Origin of the sequence: Blastococcus sp. CT_GayMR19 (assembly GCF_004570385.1) — a bacterium.
GTDB lineage: Bacteria > Actinomycetota > Actinomycetes > Mycobacteriales > Geodermatophilaceae > Blastococcus_B.
The window spans coordinates 1-23,172 of sequence record NZ_SPQL01000025.1; the positions used below are offsets into that span (position 1 = coordinate 1).

General features: G+C 74.2%; 24 protein-coding genes and 3 tRNA genes. 19 read left to right on the plus strand and 8 right to left on the minus strand.

All coding sequences use genetic code 11. The features are described 5' to 3' along the window. The first annotated feature begins 207 nt into the window (after window positions 1-207). The 7 genes from E4P39_RS21200 (at window position 208) to E4P39_RS21230 (ending at window position 4,711) form a co-directional block, all read left to right on the plus strand. Window positions 208-1,122, plus strand: coding sequence for a CPBP family intramembrane glutamic endopeptidase (locus E4P39_RS21200; RefSeq protein ID WP_135138624.1), 915 nt, complete (start codon window positions 208-210; stop codon window positions 1,120-1,122). Between the two features lie 80 nt (window positions 1,123-1,202). Further along, window positions 1,203-1,274: transfer RNA gene (locus E4P39_RS21205), tRNA-Gln, on the plus strand. A 46-nt stretch (window positions 1,275-1,320) separates the two neighbouring features. Beyond that, window positions 1,321-1,393, plus strand: a tRNA-Glu gene (locus tag E4P39_RS21210). A 117-nt stretch (window positions 1,394-1,510) separates the two neighbouring features. After that, window positions 1,511-1,583 (plus strand) — tRNA-Glu (locus E4P39_RS21215). A gap of 130 nt (window positions 1,584-1,713) precedes the next feature. Further along, window positions 1,714-2,805, plus strand: a complete 1,092-nt coding sequence (galT, locus tag E4P39_RS21220) for a galactose-1-phosphate uridylyltransferase (RefSeq protein ID WP_135138625.1) — start codon at window positions 1,714-1,716, stop codon at window positions 2,803-2,805. Beyond that, window positions 2,802-3,956, plus strand: a complete 1,155-nt coding sequence (galK, locus tag E4P39_RS21225) for a galactokinase (protein ID WP_135138626.1) — start codon at window positions 2,802-2,804, stop codon at window positions 3,954-3,956. Before galT ends, galK begins: the two co-directional genes overlap by 4 nt. Before the next feature lie 536 nt (window positions 3,957-4,492). Then, on the plus strand, window positions 4,493-4,711 hold the full coding sequence (locus E4P39_RS21230) for a helix-turn-helix transcriptional regulator (protein ID WP_135138627.1): 219 nt from the start codon (window positions 4,493-4,495) through the stop codon (window positions 4,709-4,711). On the opposite strand, the gene E4P39_RS21235 is transcribed toward E4P39_RS21230, so the two are convergent. Then, a complete protein-coding gene (locus tag E4P39_RS21235; protein ID WP_135138628.1) occupies window positions 4,692-5,393 on the minus strand; it encodes an IclR family transcriptional regulator in 702 nt (233 codons plus the stop codon). The genes E4P39_RS21230 and E4P39_RS21235 overlap by 20 nt on opposite strands. A gap of 67 nt (window positions 5,394-5,460) precedes the next feature. Between E4P39_RS21235 and leuC the strand changes: the two genes are divergently transcribed. Next, window positions 5,461-6,873 (plus strand): 3-isopropylmalate dehydratase large subunit, encoded by a 1,413-nt coding sequence (gene leuC / locus E4P39_RS21240; protein ID WP_135138629.1) that lies wholly within the window; start codon window positions 5,461-5,463, stop codon window positions 6,871-6,873. A 5-nt stretch (window positions 6,874-6,878) separates the two neighbouring features. After that, window positions 6,879-7,487: a 3-isopropylmalate dehydratase small subunit gene (gene leuD / locus E4P39_RS21245; RefSeq protein ID WP_135138630.1), complete on the plus strand. Its 609-nt coding sequence runs from the start codon at window positions 6,879-6,881 to the stop codon at window positions 7,485-7,487. Here leuD and E4P39_RS21250 read toward each other — a convergent pair. Genes E4P39_RS21250 through cofC form a run of 3 tightly spaced genes read right to left on the minus strand, consistent with a single transcriptional unit; the run spans window position 7,484 to window position 11,122 of the window. After that, window positions 7,484-8,404: an NUDIX hydrolase gene (locus tag E4P39_RS21250; RefSeq protein WP_135138631.1), complete on the minus strand. Its 921-nt coding sequence runs from the start codon at window positions 8,402-8,404 to the stop codon at window positions 7,484-7,486. The genes leuD and E4P39_RS21250 overlap by 4 nt on opposite strands. Beyond that, window positions 8,388-10,460 carry an RNA degradosome polyphosphate kinase gene (locus E4P39_RS21255; RefSeq protein WP_245160014.1) on the minus strand — a complete coding sequence of 691 codons (2,073 nt, stop codon included), beginning with the start codon at window positions 10,458-10,460 and terminating at the stop codon, window positions 8,388-8,390. Before E4P39_RS21255 ends, E4P39_RS21250 begins: the two co-directional genes overlap by 17 nt. Before the next feature lie 26 nt (window positions 10,461-10,486). Continuing rightward, entirely contained in the window at window positions 10,487-11,122 is a 636-nt protein-coding gene (gene cofC / locus E4P39_RS21260; RefSeq protein ID WP_245160015.1) for a 2-phospho-L-lactate guanylyltransferase, read from the minus strand. Between the two features lie 112 nt (window positions 11,123-11,234). On the opposite strand from cofC, the gene E4P39_RS21265 reads away from it, so the two are divergent. The 3 genes from E4P39_RS21265 to E4P39_RS21275 are packed head-to-tail and all read left to right on the plus strand — an operon-like array spanning window position 11,235 to window position 14,205. Next, window positions 11,235-12,053 carry a lysophospholipid acyltransferase family protein gene (locus tag E4P39_RS21265; protein ID WP_245160016.1) on the plus strand — a complete coding sequence of 273 codons (819 nt, stop codon included), beginning with the start codon at window positions 11,235-11,237 and terminating at the stop codon, window positions 12,051-12,053. Continuing rightward, the gene (locus E4P39_RS21270; RefSeq protein ID WP_135138635.1) at window positions 12,050-13,045 is read left to right on the plus strand and encodes an NAD(P)H-dependent glycerol-3-phosphate dehydrogenase; all 996 of its coding nucleotides are present in this window, start codon (window positions 12,050-12,052) and stop codon (window positions 13,043-13,045) included. The genes E4P39_RS21265 and E4P39_RS21270 overlap by 4 nt, the downstream gene beginning before the upstream one ends. Beyond that, on the plus strand, window positions 13,042-14,205 hold the full coding sequence (locus E4P39_RS21275) for a cystathionine gamma-lyase (RefSeq protein ID WP_245160017.1): 1,164 nt from the start codon (window positions 13,042-13,044) through the stop codon (window positions 14,203-14,205). Before E4P39_RS21270 ends, E4P39_RS21275 begins: the two co-directional genes overlap by 4 nt. Here the strand turns inward: E4P39_RS21275 and E4P39_RS21280 are convergent. After that, window positions 14,176-14,931: a CDP-alcohol phosphatidyltransferase family protein gene (locus E4P39_RS21280; RefSeq protein WP_135138636.1), complete on the minus strand. Its 756-nt coding sequence runs from the start codon at window positions 14,929-14,931 to the stop codon at window positions 14,176-14,178. The genes E4P39_RS21275 and E4P39_RS21280 overlap by 30 nt on opposite strands. Window positions 14,932-14,988: 57 nt before the next feature. On the opposite strand from E4P39_RS21280, the gene E4P39_RS21285 reads away from it, so the two are divergent. Genes E4P39_RS21285 through E4P39_RS21295 form a run of 3 tightly spaced genes read left to right on the plus strand, consistent with a single transcriptional unit; the run spans window position 14,989 to window position 17,336 of the window. Beyond that, window positions 14,989-16,167 carry a D-alanine--D-alanine ligase family protein gene (locus E4P39_RS21285; RefSeq protein ID WP_280790884.1) on the plus strand — a complete coding sequence of 393 codons (1,179 nt, stop codon included), beginning with the start codon at window positions 14,989-14,991 and terminating at the stop codon, window positions 16,165-16,167. After that, window positions 16,164-16,820 (plus strand): hypothetical protein, encoded by a 657-nt coding sequence (locus E4P39_RS21290; RefSeq protein WP_135138637.1) that lies wholly within the window; start codon window positions 16,164-16,166, stop codon window positions 16,818-16,820. The genes E4P39_RS21285 and E4P39_RS21290 overlap by 4 nt, the downstream gene beginning before the upstream one ends. 33 nt (window positions 16,821-16,853) lie before the next feature. Then, window positions 16,854-17,336: a hypothetical protein gene (locus E4P39_RS21295; protein ID WP_135138638.1), complete on the plus strand. Its 483-nt coding sequence runs from the start codon at window positions 16,854-16,856 to the stop codon at window positions 17,334-17,336. Window positions 17,337-17,353: 17 nt separating this feature from the next. On the opposite strand, the gene E4P39_RS21300 is transcribed toward E4P39_RS21295, so the two are convergent. Both E4P39_RS21300 and E4P39_RS21305 read right to left on the minus strand, forming a co-directional pair. Continuing rightward, a complete protein-coding gene (locus E4P39_RS21300; RefSeq protein WP_245160018.1) occupies window positions 17,354-17,881 on the minus strand; it encodes a DUF3515 domain-containing protein in 528 nt (175 codons plus the stop codon). Window positions 17,882-17,955: 74 nt separating this feature from the next. After that, window positions 17,956-18,189, minus strand: coding sequence for an Lrp/AsnC ligand binding domain-containing protein (locus E4P39_RS21305; protein ID WP_135138640.1), 234 nt, complete (start codon window positions 18,187-18,189; stop codon window positions 17,956-17,958). 92 nt (window positions 18,190-18,281) lie between these two features. Between E4P39_RS21305 and E4P39_RS21310 the strand changes: the two genes are divergently transcribed. From E4P39_RS21310 to E4P39_RS21325, 4 genes are all read left to right on the plus strand, one after another. Further along, window positions 18,282-19,325, plus strand: a complete 1,044-nt coding sequence (locus E4P39_RS21310; RefSeq protein ID WP_135138641.1) for a thiamine-phosphate kinase — start codon at window positions 18,282-18,284, stop codon at window positions 19,323-19,325. Further along, window positions 19,309-19,902, plus strand: coding sequence for a GNAT family N-acetyltransferase (locus tag E4P39_RS21315; protein ID WP_135138642.1), 594 nt, complete (start codon window positions 19,309-19,311; stop codon window positions 19,900-19,902). The genes E4P39_RS21310 and E4P39_RS21315 overlap by 17 nt, the downstream gene beginning before the upstream one ends. After that, entirely contained in the window at window positions 19,890-20,519 is a 630-nt protein-coding gene (locus E4P39_RS21320; protein ID WP_135138643.1) for a cytidylate kinase-like family protein, read from the plus strand. Before E4P39_RS21315 ends, E4P39_RS21320 begins: the two co-directional genes overlap by 13 nt. 263 nt (window positions 20,520-20,782) lie before the next feature. Next, complete coding sequence (locus E4P39_RS21325) at window positions 20,783-22,723, plus strand: HNH endonuclease signature motif containing protein (RefSeq protein WP_135138644.1); 1,941 nt, start codon at window positions 20,783-20,785, stop codon at window positions 22,721-22,723. Window positions 22,724-22,899: 176 nt separating this feature from the next. Here E4P39_RS21325 and rpmB read toward each other — a convergent pair whose 3' ends face one another. Continuing rightward, a complete protein-coding gene (rpmB, locus tag E4P39_RS21330; RefSeq protein ID WP_135138645.1) occupies window positions 22,900-23,091 on the minus strand; it encodes a 50S ribosomal protein L28 in 192 nt (63 codons plus the stop codon). Between the last annotated feature and the right edge of the window lie 81 nt (window positions 23,092-23,172).

Sequence of the window (23,172 nt, forward strand, 5' to 3'; positions counted from 1 at the left end):
CCGGGCCCCACGGTGCCGGGCCCGGCACCGGGGGGCCCGGCACCGTGGGGCCCGGCGCCGGGGGGCCCGGCACCCTGGGGTGCGCCACCGCCGGGTTCTCCGGGGTGGGGCCCGCCCCCTCCGGCCTACGCGCCTCCTGCCTACCCGCCGCGCTGGCTGCCGCCGGGAACGCCGCCGCACGACGAGGCCCGCCCGTTCCTGCAGGTCATGCGTTCCCGGACGTGGGCCGGCTGGCGCCCGGCCGTGGGCCTCCTGCTGCTCGTGGTCGTGTATCTGGTTGCGGCGGTCCTCACGCTCGTGGCGGGCATGATCGGGCTGATCGTGGCGGAGGGGGCCGCCTTCTCGGAGTCGGCCCTCGACGACCTGTCGAGCCCGGGCGTGATCCTGGTGATCAACCTGGTGACCGCGGTCGCCATCCCGGTCGTCTGGCTGGTGTGGGCGGCTGCGCACGGGATGCGGATCGGCTGGTCGTCGTCGGTTCTCGGCCGGCTCCGATGGCGGCTGTTGCCCTGGTACACCCTGCTCGCCCTCGGCACCGTCGGCGTGGGCATCTGCGTGTCCCTGGTGCTGTCGCTGTCGCAGGAGGGGGACACCGGCGGCCCGGTCGCGTCCTACGGCTGGCTGCTGGTCGTGGTGTTCCTGACCACCCCGCTGCAGGCGGCGGCCGAGGAGTACCTGTTCCGCGGCTACCTGAGCCAGGCGGTGGCAGGGTGGGTCCGCCGGCCGATGGCGGGCGCGGTGCTCGCCGCCCTGGTGAGCGGCACGCTGTTCTCCCTCGTCCACCTGCCCCCCGATCTACCGTCGTTCCTCTTCTACCTGTCCGTGGGGCTCGCCGCCTCGGCGGTGGTGTGGCTGACCGGTGGCCTGGAGGCGGCGATCGCGCTGCACACGGTCAACAACGTGGTGATCTTCGTGCTGGCCGGTGCGCTGGGAGAGGACGTCCTGGCCTCCGCGGAGTCCACCGCCGGCGTGCCCTGGTTCGACGTCGCGCTGACCCTCGTCGCCATGGCGGTCTTCGTCGCGCTGGTGGCGCGCTCGCGGCGCCGGCTGCAGCCGGAGACGATGACCCGCGCCCTCGACCTGCGCGCCCCGGCGCCACCGGTCGCGGTTCCGGCGCACTGACCCGCCTCGCACCGGGGTGGGTGCCGTCCCCGGTCCGGCCGTCGGGTATCGTCTCCTGCGGCGCCGCGAGGCGCCACCCATGGGGTATGGGGTAATTGGCAGCCCGACGGTTTCTGGTTCCGTTAGTCTAGGTTCGAGTCCTGGTACCCCAGCGAGGAAGCAGGATCTCCTCGAATTCCGCACACGGCACGACAGCACGGCCCCGTCGTCTAGCGGCCCAGGACGCCGCCCTCTCACGGCGGTAGCGAGGGTTCGAATCCCTTCGGGGCTACGCGACCGAGAACCCCCGGCCCTCCGGCCGGGGGTTCTCTGCGTCCCGGGGTTCTCTGCGTCCAGGGCCCCCGGGCCATGCAGGGTCCGGGCGCATGGCAAAATGACGCTGCACCGCGGCCCCGTCGTCTAGCGGCCCAGGACGCCGCCCTCTCACGGCGGTAGCGAGGGTTCGAATCCCTTCGGGGCTACATCGCGCGAGAGCCCCCGACCACCCGGTCGGGGGCTCTCGCCGTTCCCGGCCCGAGGCACCCCCGCACGCCGGGCCCCGTGCGTCGCTAGGCTCCTCGCGCACCGGAACGGCGACGGGGGGTAGCTCCAGTGATCCGCACGAGTCGTCGCCTCGCGGACGGCCGGGAGATCCTCTACTTCGACGACGACGGGCACCCGGCGGAGCACGCCGCGCAGGACACCCGCGACCTGCCGCCGGTGAGCACCCGTTCCCAGCTGCGCTTCGACGCGCTGGTCGGCGAGTGGGTCGCCATCGCCTCCCATCGCCAGACCCGCACCTTCCTCCCGCCGGCCGACCAGTGCCCGCTGTGCCCGTCGACGCCGGACCGCACGACGGAGATCCCCGACGCCGCCTACCAGGTGGTGGTGTTCGAGAACCGTTTCCCGTCCCTGGCCACCGCGGTCGACCGCGACGTCCCCCCGCACGCCCCGGGAGCCCCGACCGCCGAGCTGCGCCCGGGCTACGGCCGGTGCGAGGTGGTCTGCTTCACCGACGACCACCAGCGGACCTTCGCCGACCTCGGCCCCGAGCGGGCGCGCCTGGTCGTGGACGTCTGGGCCGACCGGACGGCGGAGCTCGGCGCGATCGACGGCGTCGAGCAGGTCTTCTGCTTCGAGAACCACGGCGAGGAGATCGGGGTGACGCTGTCGCACCCGCACGGGCAGATCTACGCCTATCCCTACGTGACCCCGCGGGCGGAGAAGATCCTCGCCTCCGTCCGGCGGCACCGGGAGGCCACCGGCGGCGACCTGTTCGACGACGTGCTCGCCGGCGAGCGCAGCGGGCCCCGGGTGGTGTGCGCGAACGAGCACTGGACCGCGTTCGTCCCGGCGGCGACGCGGTGGCCCTGCGAGGTGCAGTTCTTCCCGACCCGGCGGGTGCCCGACCTGCCCGCGCTCGACGACGCCGAGCGGGACGCCTTCGTCGAGGTCTACCTCGACGTGCTCGGCCGGTTCGCCCGCCGGTTCGACACCCCCATGAACTACATCGCGTCCTGGAACCAGGCGCCGGTGCGGGCCGGCCGCGAGGACTGGTGGTTGCACCTGCAGCTGTTCTCCTTCCGCCGCGCTCCCGGCAAGCTGAAGTACCTGGCCGGGTCGGAGTCCGGGATGGGCGCGTTCATCACCGACACGAACCCCGAGGACGTCGCCGAGCAGCTCCGTGCCGTCGTGGTCGCATGACCGACGACGTAGCGGCGGCGGAGCGCGCGCGGGCGGCGTTCGCCGAGCGGTTCGGCGGCGAGCCGGAAGGTGTGTGGGCGGCGCCCGGCCGGGTCAACGTCATCGGGGAGCACACCGACTACAACGACGGCTACGTGCTCCCGGTCGCCCTGCCGCACACCACGCGGGCGGCGGTCGCGCGGCGCACCGACGGCCGGATCGCCCTGGCCTCCCTGCAGGGCGACGGCGACGTGGTCGAGCTCGGGCTCGACGAGCTGGCCCCAGGGCGGCCCGACGGCTGGGCCGGGTACCCGGCCGGCGTCGTGGAGGGGCTCCGCGAGCACCTGGCCGGTGGCCTGAGCCTGCTCGTGGACACCGACGTCCCCGTGGGGGCGGGCCTCTCGTCGTCGGCCGCGCTCACCTGCTCCGTGGCCCTGGCGCTGCGCGACCTGGTGGCTCCGGACCTGACGCTCGAGGACCTGGTGGAGCTGGCCCGCCGGTCCGAGAACGACTTCGTGGGCGCCCCGACCGGCATCCTCGACCAGTCGGCCTCGCTGCTCTGCACCGCCGGACACGCCCTCTTCCTCGACACCCGTGAGCGGCGGACCGAGCAGGTGCCGCTGGACCTGGCGGCCGTCGGTCTGGAACTGCTCGTCGTCGACACCGGGACCTCGCACACGCACGCCGACGGCGGCTACGGCGACCGCCGCCGGGAGTGCGAGCAGGCCGCCGCCCGGCTCGGCGTCCCGGCCCTGCGCGACGTCGCCGACGTCGCCGGTCTGGCCGCGCTCGACGACGACGTCCTGCTGCGCCGCGCCCGGCACATCGTCACCGAGAACGCCCGCGTGCTGGAGGTGGTGCGCATCCTCCGCGGCAGCTCCGACCCGCGGGAGATCGGCCCGATCCTGCTGGAGGGGCACGTGTCGCTGCGCGACGACTTCCAGATCTCCACCGACGAGCTCGACGCCTGCGTCGACGCCGCGGTGCGGGCCGGCGCTCACGGCGCCCGCATGGTCGGTGGCGGATTCGGCGGCAGCGCGGTCGTCCTCGTCGACCGGGAGCGGGCGGCCACCGTGGCCGCGGCCGTCCGCGACGAGTTCGACCGCCGGGCCTTCGCGCCGCCGCGCACCTTCGACGTCATCCCGTCCGCGGGTGCGCGCCGCCTCGGCTGAACCGCAGTCGACGTAAAGGACGCTTGACCACTCGACGTCAAGCGTGCTTCACTACGCCGGCCTGCTGACGGATGCCCGACGGGAGCCCGGAATGACCGCGACGCCGCCGACCCTCGACCGCGCCCGCGCCCGCCGCGGCCTCCTGGTCGTCTGGGCGGCGGGACTGCTTCTCGCCGCGGCCCTGGGCTGGGGGGCGGCGGTGATCCGGGGGAGCAGTTCTGGCTCGTCCTCGGCGTCTTCACCGCGTGCTTCCTCGCGCCCTGCATCACGCTGGCCTGGCTGCTGCTCGGTGCGGGCCGGCACGGAACGCCGGATCCGCACGTCGAGGAGAACGTCGAGTCTCGGTGGCTGGACAAGGCGGCGTCCGGTGCGCTGTTCGACACGCTGTCGGCCGCCGGGATCACGGCCGGGGCGATCGGCCTCTTCGACCTCGAGCTGGACGCGGGCCTCGCCCTGATGAGCGTGGTCGCCTTCGCCCTGCTCGACGGGTCCCTCCGGTTCGCGCTCCTCCGGCGCCGGGAAGCCTGAGGCGGGCCGTGCAGAACGACCTGGCCGAGCGGCGGGCGAGGCTCGGCTGGTCCCAGGCCGTGCTGGCCGAGCGACTCGGAGTGTCCCGGCAGACGGTCATCTCGATCGAGCGCGGACGCTTCGACCCGTCGCTGCCGCTGGCGTTCCGCATCGCGGCGCTGTTCGGGGCCCGGATCGACGAGATCTTCACCCCGGCCGAGGAGCCCGCTAGCGCGCCGCCCGGCTGATCGCCGTGGACGCGTCCAGCACCGCGCTGATCAGCTCCGGGCTGGGACGCCGCCCGAGCCGCTCCACGGGCCCGGAGATGGAGACGGCGCCGAGCACCGTCCCGGACGGACTCCGGACCGGTGCCGACAGCGAGGCGACCCCCGGCTCCCGCTCGGCGATGCTGTGCGCCCAGCCGCGCCGGCGCACGTCGAGCAGGGTGCGGGCCGTGAAGCTCGCGTTGGGGAGCAGGCGGGTGACCTCCTCGGCCGGGGCGAAGGCGAGCAGCGCGTGCGCGGCCGAACCCGCGGTCATGGGCAGCCGGGCACCGACGGGCACGGTGTCACGCAGTCCGCTGGTCCGCTCGGCCGCCGCCACGCAGACGCGGGTGCCGCCCTCGCGCACGTAGAACTGGGAGCTCTCGCCGCTGCTGTCCCGGAGCGCCACGAGGTGGCGGCCGGCGACCTCGGCCAGCCCGGCGCCGCTGCGACCCAGCTCGGCCAGCGCCGGTCCGGGGACCCAGGCACCGTCCGGCGAGCGCTGGACGAGTCGATGACCCTCGAGTGCCACCGCGAGCCGGTGGGCGGTCGCGCGGGGGAGCCCGGTCCGCGTTACCAGCTCGGCGAGGCTGGCCGGCTCGTCGGCGACCGCACGAAGGATCGCCACTGCTTTGTCCAGAACCGCTACGGGGTTAGGCTGTCCCACACAGCAATACTCGCATCCCGCACAGTGAGAATCCAAGTCCACGGGATGGCTAGTGAGGGGACCCAGCGTGCCGAAGACCCTGGCGGAGAAGGTCTACGAGGCCCACCTGGTGCGCAGCACCGCCGGTGAGCCCGATCTGCTCTACATCGACCTGCACCTCGTGCACGAGGTGACCAGCCCCCAGGCCTTCGACGGGCTCCGCGCCGCCGGCCGCACGGTCCGCCGTCCGGACCTCACGATGGCGACCGAGGACCACAACGTCCCGACGCTGGACATCCTCGCCCCGATCGCCGACCCGATCAGCCGGGCCCAGGTGGAGGCGCTCCGCCGCAACGCCGCGGAGTTCGGCGTCCGGCTGGCGCCCATGGGGGACCGCGACCAGGGCATCGTGCACGTGATCGGCCCCCAGCTCGGCCTGACCCAGCCCGGCATGACGATCGTCTGCGGCGACAGCCACACCTCGACCCACGGCGCCTTCGGCGCCCTGGCGTTCGGCATCGGCACCAGCGAGGTCGAGCACGTGCTCGCCACCCAGACGCTGCCCCAGTACGCGCCGAAGCAGATGGCGGTGACCGTGGACGGCGAGCTGCCGCCCGGCGTCTCCGCGAAGGACATCATCCTGGCCGTCATCGCCGAGATCGGGACCGGCGGCGGGCAGGGTCACGTCATCGAGTACCGCGGCAGCGCCATCGAGGCGCTGTCGATGGAGGCCCGGATGACGATCTGCAACATGTCGATCGAGGCCGGCGCCAAGGCCGGGCTCATCGCGCCCGACGCCACGACCTTCGCCTACCTCGAGGGCCGCCCGCACGCCCCGCACGGCGCCGACTGGGATGCCGCGGTCGAGTACTGGTCGACCCTGCGCACCGACGAGGGCGCCGTCTTCGACCGCGAGGTCCACCTGGACGCCGCCACGCTGACGCCCTACGTCACCTGGGGCACCAACCCGGGTCAGGGCCTGCCGATCAGCGCCTCCGTGCCGGACCCGGCGGAGTTCGCCGACGAGGGCGACCGCGTGGCCGCCGAGCAGGCGCTGGCCTACATGGGCCTGACCGCCGGCACGCCGCTGTCGGAGATCAAGGTCGACACCGTCTTCCTCGGCTCGTGCACGAACGGCCGGATCGAGGACCTCCGGGTGGCCGCCGAGCTGCTCCGTGGCCGGCACGTCGACCCCGACACCCGGATGCTCGTCGTCCCCGGCTCGGTCCAGGTCAAGGCGCAGGCCGAGGCCGAGGGCCTGGACCGGGTGTTCCTCGACGCGGGCGCCGAGTGGCGCGGTGCCGGCTGCTCGATGTGCCTGGGCATGAACCCCGACCAGCTCAAGCCGGGCGAGCGGTCGGCGTCGACCAGCAACCGCAACTTCCAGGGCCGGCAGGGCAAGGGCGGCCGCACCCACCTGGTCAGCCCGGCCGTGGCCGCGGCCACCGCGGTGACCGGCCACCTGACCGCCCCGGCCGCCCTCGAGACCGCTGGAGTCTGACCGACATGGACGCCTTCATCACGCACACCGGCACGGCCGTCCCGCTGAAGCGGACGAACGTGGACACCGACCAGATCATCCCGGCCGAGTACCTCAAGCGGATCACCCGCACCGGCTTCGAGGACGGCCTGTTCGTGGCCTGGCGCACCAACGAGCCGGACTTCGTCCTGAACCAGCCGCAGTACGCGGGCGCGTCCGTGCTGGTCGCCGGCCCCGACTTCGGCACCGGCTCCTCGCGGGAGCACGCGGTGTGGGCACTGCTGGACGGCGGCTTCCGGGCGGTCATCAGCTCCCGGTTCGCCGACATCTTCCGCAACAACTCGACCAAGTCCGGGCTGCTCACCGTGCTGCTGCCGCAGGCGGACGTCGAGGCGCTGTGGGCCGCCGTCGAGGCCGACCCGACGACGCAGGTGACCGTCGACCTCCAGGCCAAGCAGGTCACCTACCGCGACGTCACCGTGCCGTTCGAGATCGACGACTACACGCGCTGGCGGCTCCTCGAGGGCCTCGACGACGTCGGGCTGACCGAGCGGCACCTCGACGACATCAGCCGCTACGAGTCCGCCCGCCCGGCCTGGCTGCCCGCCGCCCTGCCGTCGAGGAGCCCGGCCTAGAAACTCCGGTAGTAGTCGGCCGAGAGCGCTCCCGGGCAGCCGCCGAGCACCCACGCGCTGCCCTTGGCGGCGGGCGGGTAGGCCCGGGATCCGTCCCACCGGGCCCCGAGCGCCACCAGCACGGACGGGATCGCCCCGCCCTGGCTGCAGACGACGGTGACGCCGGGATCGGTGCGGGGGGCCATCAGCCGCTCGATGGCCACCAGGCCCGCCTGGGGATCGTCGGAGAACTCCTCCTCGCCGAGTTCCGGGAGGCTGTGCACGTCCGCCCCGATGGCCTCGGCGAGCGGCTCGACGGTCTGGCGGCACCGGGTGCGCTCGGCGGAGGCCACGGCGATGGGCTCGAACAGCGGCAGCACCTCGGCCAGCCGGCGTGCCTCGGCCATCCCGCGGGAGTCCAGCGGCCGCAGGTCGTCCGGACCGTCCCACTCGGACCGGGAGCCGGCGTGGCCGTGCCGCACCAGCACCAGCGTCGGCGCCCGGGGGACGTCGGTCCGCGCCAGGTCGGCCAGGACCGCGCGGTCGTGCGGGTGGCTGCACAGGGCCGCGGCGTCGGCGACCGGCAGCCAGCGCAGCTCGTCGGCCTCGTCGTTGGCCACGAAGTCGCCCCCGGTCCACTGGGCGGTCCAGTAGTCGACCTCCTTGGGGAGCGGATCCCCGTCGGGGCCGGCCACGTCGTAGGACGTGCGGACACTGCGCCGTCCCACCACGACCGACAGGCCGGTCTCCTCCGTCACCTCGCGGACAGCGGTCTGCAGCAGGTGCTCGCCGTCCTCGGGCTTGCCCTTGGGCAGCGACCAGTCGTCGTACTTGGGGCGGTGGACCAGCGCCGTCTCGAGCGGCCCGCCGTCGGACTGGCGCCACACGGCGCAGCCCGCGGCCCGCACGACGGTCACCGGCTCAGCCAGCGTGCTCACCCGCCCGACGCAGGAGGTCGGCCTGGTAGTCCCGCTCGCCGGTCGGCGCCCAGCTGCCGTCGCTGCCCAGTTCCCAGCAGCGCACGTCCGGGGCCATCGCCGCCTCGAAGATGCCCTGGAGCTCGGTGCGCGCCGTCTCGTCGCACACCCGCAGCAGCACTTCGACCCGGCGGTCGAGGTTGCGGTGCATCAGGTCCGCGCTGCCCAGCCACCACTCCGGCTCCCCGTCGTTGGCGAACGACATGACGCGGGAGTGCTCGAGGAAGCGGCCGACGATCGAGCGGACGCGGATGGACTCCGACATGCCGGGGACGCCGGGGCGCAGCGAGCAGATGCCGCGGAGCAGCAGCTCCACCGTCACGCCGGCCTGGGACGCCTCGTACAGCGCGTCGATGACCTTCTCGTCGACCAGCGAGTTCGCCTTGATGCGGATGCCGCTGGGCTTGCCCTCGGCCGCGTGCCGGGCCTCGCGGCGGATCTTCTCGATCAGCCCGACGCGGATGCCGTGCGGCGCCACCATCAGCGTGCGGTAGTTCGTCTGGCGGGAGTAGCCGGTGAGCGTGTTGAACAGGTCGGTCAGGTCCGCGCCCACGCGGGGGTCGGCGGTGAGGATGCCGAGGTCCTCGTAGATCCGGGCGGTCTTCGGGTTGTAGTTGCCGGTGCCGATGTGGCAGTACCGGCGCAGCACGCCGTGCTCCCGCCGGACCACCAGGGCCGTCTTGCAGTGCGTCTTGAGGCCCACGAGGCCGTAGACGACGTGGCACCCCGCACGCTCCAGCGAGCGGGCCCAGGTGATGTTGGCCTCCTCGTCGAAGCGCGCCTTGATCTCCACGAGGACGACGACCTGCTTGCCGGCCTCCGCGGCGTCGATCAGGGCGTTGACGATCGGGGAGTCGCCCGAGGTGCGGTAGAGCGTCTGCTTGATCGCCAGGACCTGCGGGTCGGCGGCGGCCTGCTCGATGAACCGCTGCACGCTCGTGGCGAAGGAGTAGTAGGGGTGGTGCACGAGGACGTCGCCCTCGCGGAGGGTGGCGAACACGCTCTTGGGCGTCTCGCCGTCCGAGAGCCGGGGGTGGGTCGCCGGGACGAACGGGTCGTCCTTGAGCTCGGGCCGGTCCAGGTCGTACACCGACCAGAGCGCGGAGAGGTCGAGCAGCCCCGGGACGTGCAGCACGTCCTCCGGGCGCATCTCCATCTCCGACAGCAGCACCTCCAGGATCTGGGGATCCATGGTGTCGGTGACCTCGAGCCGCACGGCCGGTCCGAACCGGCGGCGGGACAGCTCGCGCTCCAGCGCCTGCAGCAGGTCCTCGTCGCGGTCCTCCTCCACCTCCATGTCCGCGTTGCGGGTCACCCGGAACAGGTGGTGGGAGAGGACCTCGAGCCCGGGGAACAGCTGCGGGAGGTGCACGGCGATCAGGTCCTCGAGCGGCAGGAAGGTCGCCGTCTGGCCGGTGGGACCGACCGGGACGAAGCGCGGGACGTTGTTCGGCACCTTGACGCGGGCGAAGTGGGCGACGCCGCTGTCGGGATCCCGCACCGACACGGCGAGGTTCAGCGACAGCCCGCTGATGTAGGGGAAGGGGTGGCCCGGGTCGACCGCGAGCGGGGTGAGCACGGGGAAGACCTGGTCGCGGAAGTACTCGCGCAGCCGGCGGGCGGCGTCGTCCTCGAGGTCCTCGTAGTGGACGATCCGGATGCCCTCGTCCTCGAGCCGCGGCGCCACGTCCTTGAGGAACACGTCCGCGTGCCGCTGGACGAGGTCCTGGGTCCGGCGGGTGATGAGCTCGAGCTGCTCGCGGATGGTCAGCCCGTCGGGGGACCGGACGGTCAGCCCCATGTCGTGCCGGCGCTTGAGGCCGGCGATGCGCACCATGAAGAACTCGTCGAGGTTGCCGGCGAAGATCGCCAGGAACTTCATCCGCTCCAGCAGGGGCAGCGAGTCGTTCTCGGCGAGTTCGAGCACCCGCGCGTTGAAGTCGAGCCACGACAGCTCCCGATTGAGGAAGCGGTCGGTGGGCAGGGGACCGGTCCGGGACGCGCTCGCGGAGGGCACTCCGTCATGGTGCCCCACCCGAACCGTCAGTGCGGCGCGTGTCGCTCCAGCGTCCGGGCGAACGCGGCCGTCCGGGGGCCGGCGCCCAGCGCGAGGGCGTCCGCGAGGTCGGCGGCGGTGTCGACGTCGCGGACCAGGCCCGGCCAGTCGCCGGTCAGGGGGAGTGCGCCGCCGTCCCGATGGGCCTGCGCCGAGAGCGTCCCGAACCGGGGGAGGAGCGGTGTGCCCCGGGCGGTGAGCAGCGTCGTCCCCGTGCCGTGGGCGTCGGCGACGAAGCACCGCGGCGCCGCGGCCGCCGCCAGGAGCGCACCGGCGAGTTCGGGAGCGCGCAGCGCCGGCAGGTCGGAGGACAGCGCCGCCACAGCGGGACCGGAGGCGTGGCGGGCGCCGTGCTCGAGCGCCGCGTTGAGCCCGCGGTCCGGCTCGTCGGCCACCGTCCGCGCGCCTAGCGCCCGGACGACGTCCGCGGCGGCCCGGTCGTCGGTCACCACCACCACCTCCGCGATGGCCGGGCACGCGAGAGCGGCGGCGACGGTGTCCGCGAGCAGGGCGAGCACCAGCGCGTCGTGGGCGGCGCCGGGCAGTGCCTCCGTCAGTGGCCGGAGGCGGGTCTTGGCGACGGCGAGCCGCTTCGCCGGAACGACGATCGACCACTGCGGCACGGCTCCATGTGAGCACACACGTTCGGACGACGGACGCCGGTGGGGTTCTGATCGGGCCGTAGGGTCGACCCCGAGGCCGAGCGGACGGCGAGGACCAGAGCAGAGGAGAGGGGTGCCGGTGGCGCAGGACGCGTCCTCCCCGACGGCGGGGGCCGGGAGCGCAGCGCGGTCGCGGAGGCGGCGGGCGCGGCGCCGGGGATCCCTCGCCCTGTGGATCGCCGTCGCTGTCATCCATCCGGCTGCTTCGCTCCTCTTCCGCCTGCGGTACCGGCACGCCGAGCGGATCCCGGTGGCCGGCCCGGTCCTGCTCGTGATCAACCACATCTCGATCCTCGACCCGCTGGGCTGCGCCCGGCTGGTCTGGGACAGCGGGCGGGTGCCGCACTTCCTCGGCAAGGAGTCGGTCTTCCGTGGTCCCGCCGGCCCGCTCCTCCGCGGCGCGGGTCAGATCCCGGTCGCCCGGTTCACCGCCGACGCGCACGAAGCGCTGCACGCGGCCGAGGCCGACCTCGCCGCGGGCAATGTCGTCGTGATCTACCCCGAGGGATCGGTGACCCGCGACCCGGACTGGTGGCCGATGGAGGCGCGCACAGGGGTCGCCCGCCTGGCGCTGACCACCGACGCCGTCGTCCTTCCCGTGGCGCAGTGGGGGCCGCAGCGGGTGCACGACTACCACGCGAAGAAGCTGCACCTGCGTCTCCGGACCCCGGCGGACTACCTGGTCGGGGAGCCGGTGGACCTCTCGGCGCAGCGGGCCCGGATCCGCGCCGGTGCCCCCCTGACCGGCGAGCTGCTGAAGGAGACGACGGACCTGATCATGACCCGCGTGCGCGACCAGCTGGCCGAGCTGCGCGGGGAGCCCGCGCCCCTCGCCTTCCATCCGCGGCCGCGGCGCGAGCTGCCCGGGGACGTGGCCGGGAGCGCCGCATGACCCGGGCGGCGGTGCTGGGGGCCGGATCCTGGGGCACGACGTTCGCCAAGGTCCTCGCCGACGCGGGCTGCGAGGTCACGCTGCACGCCCGGCGGCCGGAGCTGGCGAAGTCCATCACCGAGGACGGCGAGAACCGCGACTACCTGCCCGGCGTCCGGCTGCCCGGCGCGGTGCGCGCGACCGCCGACCCCGCGGAGGCGCTGCTGGACGCCGCGATCGTGGTTCTGGCGGTGCCCTCGCAGTCGCTCCGGGACAACCTGACCGGCTGGGCGGGGCTGCTGCCGGCGGACGCCACGCTGCTGTCGCTGATGAAGGGCATCGAGCTCGGCACCTCGAAGCGGATGAGCGAGGTCATCTGCGAGGTGACCGGCGCCGGTACCGACCGGGTCGCGGTCCTCTCGGGGCCCAACCTCGCCCGCGAGATCGCCGAGGAGCAGCCCGCGGCCACGGTCATCGCCTGCTCGGACACCGGCCGGGCGGAGGCGCTCCAGGCGGCCTGCCACACGCGGTACTTCCGGCCCTACACGAACCCCGACGTGGTGGGCTGCGAGCTCGGCGGGGCGGTCAAGAACGTGATCGCGCTGGCCTGCGGGATCGCGGAGGGACTCGGCTTCGGGGACAACACCCGCGCCTCGCTGATCACCCGGGGTCTGGCGGAGACCGCGCGCCTCGGGATGGCCCTCGGTGCGGAGCTGACCACGTTCGCCGGGCTGGCCGGCCTGGGTGACCTGGTCGCCACCTGCAGCTCCCCGCTCTCCCGGAACCGGACGTTCGGCGAGAAGCTCGGCCGGGGGATGAGCGTGGAGGAGGTGCAGGCGAGCACCCGCCAGACCGCCGAGGGCGTCAAGAGCTGCCGCTCGATCCTGGACCTGGCGCGGGCGCACGACGTGTACGTGCCGCTCACCGAGGCCGTCGTGCGCGTGTGCCACGAGGGTGAGGCCCCGCCGCGGATGGTGCGGGAGATCATGAGCCGGGAAGCCAAGTCGGAGTGAGCGAGCGCTCCTGGGGCGGTGACATGACCCCCGGGTCCTGGGGTGACGGCACGCGGTCGGTCCGCGCGGGGGAGGCCGCTCCGGTGCCCGGGGCCCCGCTGCGCCCCTCGCCGGTGTTCGCGGCACCGTTCCACCTGGGCGACCAACCGCCGCGGGCCGGCGGTGCGGACGCGTACGCGCGCACCGAGCACCCCACCCTGCGCGACTTCGAGGCCGCCGTGGGTGAGCTCGACGGCGGCCGCTGCCTGTCCTTCGCCACCGGCATGGCGGCGATCACAGCCGCCGTCCTCCCGTTCGTCGGCGCCGGCGACCGGGTGGTGCTCCCGTCCGACGGCTACTACACGACCCGACTGCTGGCCGCCGGCGAGCTCGAGCGCTTCGGGGTGCGCGCGGACTACGTGCCCACGCTGGAGATCGAGGCCGCCGCCGCCCGCGGAGACCTGCAGGACGCCCGCCTCGTGCTGCTCGAGACCCCCAGCAACCCGCAGCTCGACGTCTGCGACATCGCCGCCGTCGCGCGGGCGACCCGGGCCGCCGGGGCACTGCTCGTCGTCGACAACACGACCGCCACGCCACTGGGGCAGCGCCCGCTGGCCCTGGGCGCCGGCCTCACCGTCGGCAGCGACACCAAGGCGCTCACCGGGCACAGCGACCTGCTGCTCGGCCACGTGAGCACCACCGACGACGAGCTCCACGCACGGATGGCGAGCTGGCGCGGCCACACCGGGAGCACGCCCGGGCCGTTCGAGGCCTGGCTCGGGCACCGCTCGATGAGCACCCTGGACCTGCGGCTCGCCCGGCAGGCGGTCAACGCCGCCGCGGTCGCCGAGCTGCTGGCCGCCTCGCCGGCGGTCACCGGGGTCCGGTGGCCCTGGCGGGCCGGGGACCCGTCGTTCGCGCTGGCCGCCCGGCAGATGCTGCGCCCGAACGGCGTCGTCTCCGCCGAGCTCGCCGGCGAGGCGGAGGTCGCCGCGCTGCTGGCGGCCACCCGGCTCTGGACGGCGGCGACGAGCTTCGGCGGGGTGCACAGCACGATCGACCGCCGTGCGCAGTGGGGGGCCGACGCGGTCGCGCCCGGGTTCGTGCGGCTCTCCTGCGGGATCGAGGACACCGACGACCTCGTGGCGGACCTAGCCGCTGCCCTCGGCGCGCTGGGTTGAGGGACGGCGCAAGGTGAAGAAGACACTCAGCCCGAGGTAGTAGACGAGGTAGGCCAGGGAGACCGCCACGACGGCGGGATGCGGGTCGGGGAACTGCAGCAGCAGCACGACGTAGGTGACCGCCCACACCGTGCTGAACACCAGCGTCGTCGTGCGCAGCGTCGTCATCCGCGACGGGTAGAGGTAGCGCACCGGCACGAACACCAGCACGGAGAAGACGACCAGGGCAGCCGCGACCACGGTCGGCGACGCGTCGAGGACGATCGCGTAGAAGGCGACGACGTTCCAGTAGCTGGGAAAGCCCAGGAAGAAGTGGTCGTCGCCCGTCGAACCGACGAGTTTGGCGTCGACGCGGCAGAACTGGTAGCTCGACGCCAGCAGCGGCAGTGCGGCCACTCCCCAGCCCAGGGGCCCGTCGGGTAGCGAGTCCGTCGTCCACAGGAGGACCACCGGGGCGAAGACGTAGGTCAGGTAGTCGACGATGTTGTCCAGGAGGGCGCCGTCGAACCAGGGGATCGTCTCCTTGACCCGGAAGCGCCGCGCGAGCATCCCGTCGGTGCCGTCGATGAACAACGCGACGAAGAACAGCCACAGGGCGGTGAGCGTTTCGCCCTCGATCGCCGCCAGCACGATGAGCAGGCCGACCACGGTCCCGCTCGCGGTGTAGAGGTGGACGAGGCCGCCGGCGAGGCGGAGCCGCGGGGAGAAGGCGGTCGCGTCCGGCACGCGACGAGGCTGCCACACGCAGGGCCGGCCGGCCGGGCTCGACTAGGGTCGGCGGCGATGAGCGTCATGGGTGGGCGGGCCGGGGTCGGTGCCGGCAAGGTGCGCGTGGCAGTCGTGTTCGGTGGCCGCAGCGCGGAGCACGCCATCTCCTGCGTCTCGGCGGGGAGCGTCATCGCGGCGCTCGACCCCGACCGGTACGAGGTCGTGCGCGTCGGCATCGCCACCGACGGACGCTGGGTGCTGGCCGATCCGGACCAGCGGCTGGCCATCACCGGCGGTGCGCTGCCCGAGGTGACCGGCGGGACGGCGGTGTCGCTCGTCGGCGACCCGGCCGGCCGCGGGCTCGCCGTCCTCGAACCGGGGGCCGGGATCGGCCGGGCGCTCACCGAGGTCGACGTCGTCTTCCCGGTCCTGCACGGCGCCTACGGCGAGGACGGGACCATCCAGGGGCTGCTGGAGATGGCCGGGCTGCCCTACGTGGGGTCGGGCGTCTTCTCCAGCGCCGCCTCGATGGACAAGGAGTTCACCAAGAAGCTCCTCGCCGCCGCGGGGCTGCCGCAGGGCGACCACGTGGTGCTGCGCGACGCCGCGGGGGCGGTGTGCCCGGATCCCGCGGTGCTGGACGAGGCGGCGCGCGAGCGACTGGGCCTGCCGGTCTTCGTGAAGCCGTCGCGGGCCGGGTCGAGCATCGGCATCACCAAGGTCACCGACTGGGCGGAGTTCGCCGAGGCCGTGGCCACCGCCGCCGCCGTCGACCCGAAGGTGATCGTGGAGGCGTCGGTCCCGGGCCGGGAGATCGAGTGCGCCGTGCTCGCCCCCAGGGGGGCCGGGCTGCCGGACGCGAGCCTGCCGGCGGAGATCCGGCTGCGCCCGGGCGTCGACTGGTACGACTTCGCGGCGAAGTACCTCCACGCCGACGACTCCGTGGACTTCGACATCCCCGCCGACCTGACGCCCGAGCAGACGGCGGCCGTCCAGGAGGCCGCCTGCCGCGCCTACCTGGCGCTGGACTGCTCCGGGCTGGCGCGGGTCGACTTCTTCCTGGGGACGGCGCCCGACGGCGGCGACCGGCTGGTCATCAACGAGGTCAACACGATGCCCGGGTTCACGCCCAACTCGATGTTCCCGCGGATGTGGGCGGCCAGCGGGGTGACCTACCCCGAGCTCGTGGACCGGCTGATCACGACCGCTCTCGACGGCACCGCACGGGACGGCGGACCGCGGGCCGCTCGGTGAGCTCTGGTCGGCGCTCCCGCGGGATCGTCGTCCCGCTCGTCGTCCTGTGCCTCCTGCCGGCGGTCGGCGCGTGCGCGCGGCCGGTGGAGGAGGCGGCCAGCCCAGGCCGGGGTGTCCCGCCGCCCGCCTCGGCCGACGACCTCGGGGCCCTGATCGTTCCCGAGGTGCCCTCGGGGCTGCCCCGCCTCTCCGACGGGGACCTCGACCCGCCGGCCGGCGCGAAGCGGGTCGAGGACGTCGCCGGCTACGCCGAGGACCCGGCGCGCGAACGGGCGGTGCTGGAGGACTACGGCTACCGGCACGGCTGGGAGCGGTTCTGGGGGAGCGACAGCGGGCCGCTGACCGGGGTCTTCGTGGACCAGTTCGACGTCCGCGCCGGTGCGGCGGCCTACGTCGAGGACCTCGCGCGGAACGAGGCCGAGCACTACGGCGGCATGCTGTCGGAGGAGCCCGCCGGTCTGCCGGGCGACTGCTGGCTGCTCACCGTGCCGGATCCCGACCCGGAGCAGCTGCACGGCCCCGCCGCGCTCGCCTGGTGCGTGCACGGGATGTTCAGCGTCTCGGCGACGGCGGTCGCCGACTCGGTCGATGCCGCCGAGGAGGAGGTCCGCGCCGTCCTCGCGGCCCAGCTGGACCGCCTGCCGCCGCGCTAGGCGCCGCGGCTGCGGCGTGGCATGGTCGGCGGCGTGTTCCGGTCGGTCCTGGTCTCGGTACTGGTCCTCGGACTGGCCGGCTGCAGCACATCTGCCACGACCTGCCCCGCGATGCTGCACGGGGCGTCGCTGACGGTCCGGTTGGCGGGCGGCTGGACGGACGGAGAGCCGCGGTCCGTGCGCGTGCGGTGCCCTGACGGGGTGGCGTGCGGGCGGATCTCGCCGGACGACCTGACCGTGCTCCCGCAGCCGGAGGAGGTGCCGGTGCCCCGACCCGGGACCGGTCCGCTGCCGAGGCCGGACCCGTCGCCGGAGAACGAGGGGACGACCCAGCAGCTGGACGGTGGCGCGGCGAGCTACTCGCTGGACGGACCGCGCGAGGAGCTCGTCGTCACGGTGAGCGGCGGGGACGGCGTCCTCACGGAGCTGACGGGAACTCCCGACTGGGTGCGGGTGGGTGGCACGGAGGAGTGCGGCGGCCCGACGGAGGCCGAGGTCGTCGTCCCGGCGCCGTGAGGGTCACGGCGTCAGGGTCACGGCCCGGGCGTGGGCTCCCGGTACGGGAGGGCCTGGCCGATCGGGGTGCTGAGCACGGTCACCGGGGCGCTGTCGACCTCGGCGGGCAGGCGGACCTGCACGTACACGGGCCGGTCGATCGTCGTCCACACGGTGGTGTCGGGGTCGCTGATGTCGACGTACCACTGCACGCCGTTGATCTGGATCGCCGAGACGCCGACGGTGAAGCCGGCCGGCCGCTCCACGCCGCAGATGAGCACCACGGGCGGCTCTCCCCAGGCGTAGGCGAAGGGGGAGTCCGACTGCACCTGCCGGGACGGCTCGCCCTGCAGGTCGAGGGGGAGGGCGGACATGACTGCCGGGCAGGACGCGTCGGCCTCCGGGGTCACCGGCGGGACCTCGACGGGCAGGACGGGCAGGTCGGCCCGCACGGACGGCACGCTGCCCTCGATCTCGGCCGGCCCCTCGTGGCCCTCGTGATCCTCGGACCGGCCGCCCAGGACGTTGACCAGCACGACGACGGCGACGACCACCGGGACCAGCACGGCGAGCGCGATGAGCGCGGCGCGGCGGAACGGGTCCTCGGGAGGCGCCGCGGGCTGCCCGGTCAGGACGGTGCTCAGATGTTGACGACCGGGCAGGTCAGGGTGCGGGTGATCCCGTCGACCGACTGCACCCGGGCCACGACCAGCCGGCCGAGCTCGTCGATCGTCTCCGCCTCTGCCCGGACGATGACGTCGTAGGGGCCGGTGACGTCCTCGGCCTTGGCCACGCCGTCGATCTCACTGATGGTCGCGGCGACCTGGGCTGCCTTGCCGACTTCGGTCTGGATGAGGATGTAGGCGTGGACCACGGAAGACCTTCCCTCGGGCAACACTGCCGGCACGGCGTTCCCGCCGGTCGGCGGACAATTCGGCAACCTACCCCAGCGACCGGAAGGAACCGATGACTCGGCCCCGCCCACTGGTTCCCCGCGGCGACCCGGCCGACACCGTCCGGGTGGTGGGGGAGTTCGGCGTGATCGCGCGGGTGCTGGCGCAGGCCGGCAAGGCGCGCTCCGCGGAGGTCGGACCGGGCGATGACGCCGCGGTCGTGCGCGCCCCGGACAAGCGGATCGTCGCGACCACCGACGTCCTCGTCGAGGGCCGCCACTTCCGGCGGGACTGGTCCTCGCCGGAGGACATCGGCCACAAGGCGGCCGCGGCCAATCTCGCCGACGTCGCCGCCATGGGTGGCGTGGCCTCCGCGCTGCTCGTCGGGGTCGCCTGCCCGCCGGACACCCAGACCGCCTGGCTCGAGGGGGTGGCAGCCGGCCTCGCCGCGGAGTGCGCGCCGCTGGGGGCCGCCGTCGTCGGGGGTGACCTGGTTGCGGCGGCCTCCGACAGCGCGTCCGTGGTGATCTCGGTGACCGCGCTCGGGGACCTGTACGGGCGGCCCGCGGTGCTCCGGTCAGGGGCCCGGCACGGCGACGTCGTGGCACTGGCCGGTCGCCTCGGGTGGGCAGCCTGCGGCCTGGCCGTCCTCCGGCGGGGGTTCAGCAGTCCGGTCGCCGCCGTGGCGGCGCACCGCCGGCCGGCCCCGCCCTACGCGGCCGGACCGGCCGCCGCGGACGCGGGGGCGCGGGCGATGTGCGACGTCAGCGACGGGCTGCTCGCCGATGTCTCGCACATCGCCGAGAAGAGCGGCGTGATCATCGACCTGGACCGGGCCGCGCTGACCGAGGCCTGCCTGGAACCGACGGGAACCCTGCAGCAGGTGGCGGCGGCGCTGGGCGCCGACCCGCTGTCCTGGGTCCTGACCGGTGGGGAGGATCACGCCCTGGTGGCCACCTTCCCGCCCCGGGTCGCGCTCCCCGAGGGCTGGACGGCGATCGGCACGGTGCGGGCCGTCGGCAAGAAGAAGCCGGCTGTGCTGGTGAGCGGCGAGGCGGCCGCCTCGGTCGTGAAGTCGGTCGGTGCGGAAGGTGCGGGTCATGTCCACTTCGGCTGAGCGGCCGGTGGGCCTCGAGGGCGTGCTGCGGGACGGCGTGGCGGTCCGGTTGCGGGCGCTGCCCTACGACGACCCGGTGGCGCAGGACCTGGTGGAGCAGGTGCAGCAGGAGTACGTGGCGCGCTACGGCGGCCGGGACGAGGCGGTCGTGGACCCGGCGGAGTTCCTGCCACCGCAGGGGCTCTTCCTCGCGGCCGAGGTGGACGGCGAGCCGGTCGGCTCGGGCGCGTGGCGGGCGATGGGTGCGGGGCTGGCCGAGATCAAGCGGCTCTACGTCGCGCCCGGGTACCGCCGGCGCGGGCTCGGGCAGCTGATCGTGGACGCGCTGGAACGCACAGCTGCGCAGGCGGGCTACCGGTCGGTGGTGCTGAACTCCGGTGCGCGCCAACCCGAGGCGCTGCGGCTGTACGAGCAGCTCGGGTACGGGCCGGTGACCCCCTATGGGGTGTACGCGTGTGCCCCGGACGCCGTCTTCCTGGGCAAGGACCTCCCCGCAGTGACACCCTGCTCGTCCGACCGGGCGTCGGTCGATGAGAGCTCGTCGAACGGGAGGGAGGAGTCGACATGGGCGTCGTGACCTTCTCCGCTGCGTACGGCGCGGCGGGAGCGGAGGTGGCCCCGGCCGTGGCCGAGCGGCTGGGCCTGCCGTTCCACGACCGCGCGATCCCGGCCCAGGTCGCCGGGCGGCTCGGGGTGTCGGTGGAGGAGGCGGAGGCGAACGACGAGACCGTCGTCCGTGGTCTCTGGCGGCTGGTCGCCTCGCTCGGGACGATGCCCGACCCGGTGGGTGGGGTGCTGCCGACGTCGGCCCTGCCCGACGCCCGGGCCTACCGCCAGCAGACCGAGCGGATCCTCGCCGAGATATGCGAGGGCGCGGGGGGAGTCGTCCTCGGTCGTGCGGGCGCCATGGTGCTGCGGGACCGGCCCGACGCGCTCCACGTTCGGCTGGACGGGCCGCGGGAACGGAGGCTTGCGGATGCGGTCGAGCGGTCGGGCCGGTCGCCCGACGAGGTGCGCCGCGAGATGGAGGCCAACGACCGGACCCGTGAGGCCTACGTGCGGCACTTCTACCGGTGCGACCCGTCGGCGGCCCGGCACTACCACCTGGTGATCGACAGCACCGCGATCCCGCTGGAGACGGTCGTCGACCTGGTGGTCACCGCCGCGCACGCACGGGGCATCGGCGCGCGCTGAGCTGCGACGTGCGGAGCCGGCCTGTCCCCGCTGACACCGGCCCGGGCCTCGTGCGCGCCCGGCGCGCGTAGCCGCCGAGCGCTGTCCGGACACTGGTCCGCCCGCCCGTCGGGACGTCCCTCCGTCGCGGCCGTGGGGGCACCATCCGCCTGCCTGTCACACCTGTCCTCCCGCCGGTAGGCACCTGTCCGCCCCCGTCGGCACCTCCCTCGCGCCTGTCGGGGCGCCCGGAATTGTCATAGGTCGCCCCTACGATCGAACACGTGATCGACCTGGATGCAGTGCTGGCCGAGCGCCCGTCGGCGTTCGAGCCGGTACTGCGCGGGTGGCTCGACGCCTGGCCCGGGCCGCTCACCGTGGAGGTCATCGACGCTCCCCGCGACCGGTCGTATGCCATCGATCTCGAGAATCACGGGCGCGAGTACGCGTACGGCGCTTCCCAGCCGGACGAGGTCGAGGTGCCGGCCGAGGTGGCCTCCTTCGCCCGCCTGCTGGAGCGGGGTGCGGCTCATCTGGCGGCGGCGAAGGCGGTCCGTCTGCGGCAGTGTCAGGACGCGGCGGAGCTGGCGCGGGCGTTGGCGGCGTTCGCCGCCGCGCGGCCGGCGGCGGCGCTGGACCGGCCCGACGGGGAGGTGGGGGCGGCGGCGGCCGCGTCGCGGGCGGCCCGCCCGGTGGTGCTCACGGCGGTCAGCGAGTGGGCCGTGGACGAGGTGATGGTCGCGCTGGGGTTGTCCTCGCCCGCGGCGGCGCGGCTGCTGGCCGAGTCGGTGACCCTGGTCGAGCAGCTGCCGGCCACCCTGGCCGCGCTGTCGGCCGGAACGATCAGCTGGGCGCATGCGCAGATGCTGGTCGAGGTGCTCGGCCCGATGACCGACGACGCCAAGCGCGCCGAGGTCGAGGCCCGGCTGCTGGCCAGGGCGGCGGGGAAGACGGTGCCACAACTGCGGGTGACCGCGCGGCGGGCGGTGCTGCGCGCCGACGCCGCCGAGGCGGCCCGGCGGCTGGCGCGGGCGATCCGCGATCGGCAGGTCCGTGTGTTCCCCGGCAGGGATGGAATGGCGTCCTGGGTGGCCTCGATGACCACCCCGATGGCGCTGGCCTGTCACAACGCCCTCGAGCAGTACGCGGAGGTGTGCAAGTTCCCTGGGGACGAGCGGACGAAGGACCAGCGAATGGTCGACTGCCTGGCGGACCTGATCCTGCGGCCTGGGGAGACCGGGTTGCCGCCAGTGCAGGCGCAGCTCACCGTCGTCACCGCGATCGACACCCTGCGCGGCGGCGACGAGGCGGGTGAGATCGACGGCCACCCGGTGCCCGCCGCGGTGGTCCGGGAACTGGCCTACGCCCTCGACCTGCTGCCTCGACCGGCCGCTACAGCCCCGCGCGCGCCCGCCACATCCCCGCCGGCGCCCGCCACGACCACGCCCGCGCCCGCCCCGGGCACGCCGGAGACAGCGCCCACGGAGACCCCGCCGCCGACCTGCGTCCCGCTCGCCGGTCGGAACGGCACTGCCCCGACCCCCGATGACATCCCCCCGGGCCTGAGCGCCGACGAGGCCGCAGCGGCGCGGATCGCCGAGCTGCTCGGCGTCACCACCGTCGCCGGCACCGCGCTGGCGCACCTGCCGGCCATCGCGGTGGTCGAGGAGATCTCCGGTCAGCTGCTGGCCCTCACCTCTGCCGCGGGCATCCGCGCGGCGGCCACCTGCTGGCGCCGCGCCTGCCGCACCGGCACTCGCCCCTGCACCCATCCAGCCGACGGACCGGGCCTCGGTCCGCCACCGGTAACCCCCGGCTACCGCCCGTCGGAGCCGATGCAGCGGTTCGTGCGCGCCCGCGATCGGCGGTGCCGCTTCCCCGGCTGCCGCGCGCCCGCGATCCGCTGCGACCTCGACCACAATCAGCCCTGGCCCCTCGGCGCCACCAGCGCCGACAACCTCTGCTGCCTGTGCCGCCACCACCACCGGCTCAGCCACCGGGCACCGGGCTGGAAGATGCGCCGCCTCCCCGACGGCGGACTGGAGTGGACCACCCCCGGCGGCGACCGGCCCACCACCCACCCACCCCGATACGGCACCGACGACCATCCGCCACCGGGCAGCGACCCTCCCCGGCAGCAGGCGCCGCCGCTCACTCTGAAGGAGCGAGTCCTGGGGCGGCGCCTACCGGCAGGAGCCCTCGACGAGGATCCGGCGCCGTTCTGAGCTGTCCGTCCGACGGATCGGAGCCCTCGACGAGGATCCGGCGCCGTTCTGAGCTGTCCGTCCGACGGATCGGAGCAGCGGGTGATCGACCTGCACACACGACGAACCCCGGAGGTCGGGACCTCCGGGGTTCGTCGGACGTGCGGTGCGGGCGGCTCCGGAAGCCGGCCCTCAGCTCAGGCGCGCGCGACCTTGCCGGCGCGGATGCACGAGGTGCACGCGTTGATCCGGCGACGGGTGCCGGGGGCGATCAGCGCCCGCACGGACTGGATGTTCGGGTTCCAACGGCGCGGCGTGCGGCGGTGCGAGTGCGACACCGACATGCCGAAACCGGGCCCCTTGTTACAGACATCGCACACGGCAGCCACGGTTGATCACTCCCAGAGATTCGTTCACAGACGGCGGGGCAAGGCAGCACCCGCAACAAGACCGTCCAGCAGTCTAGCCGT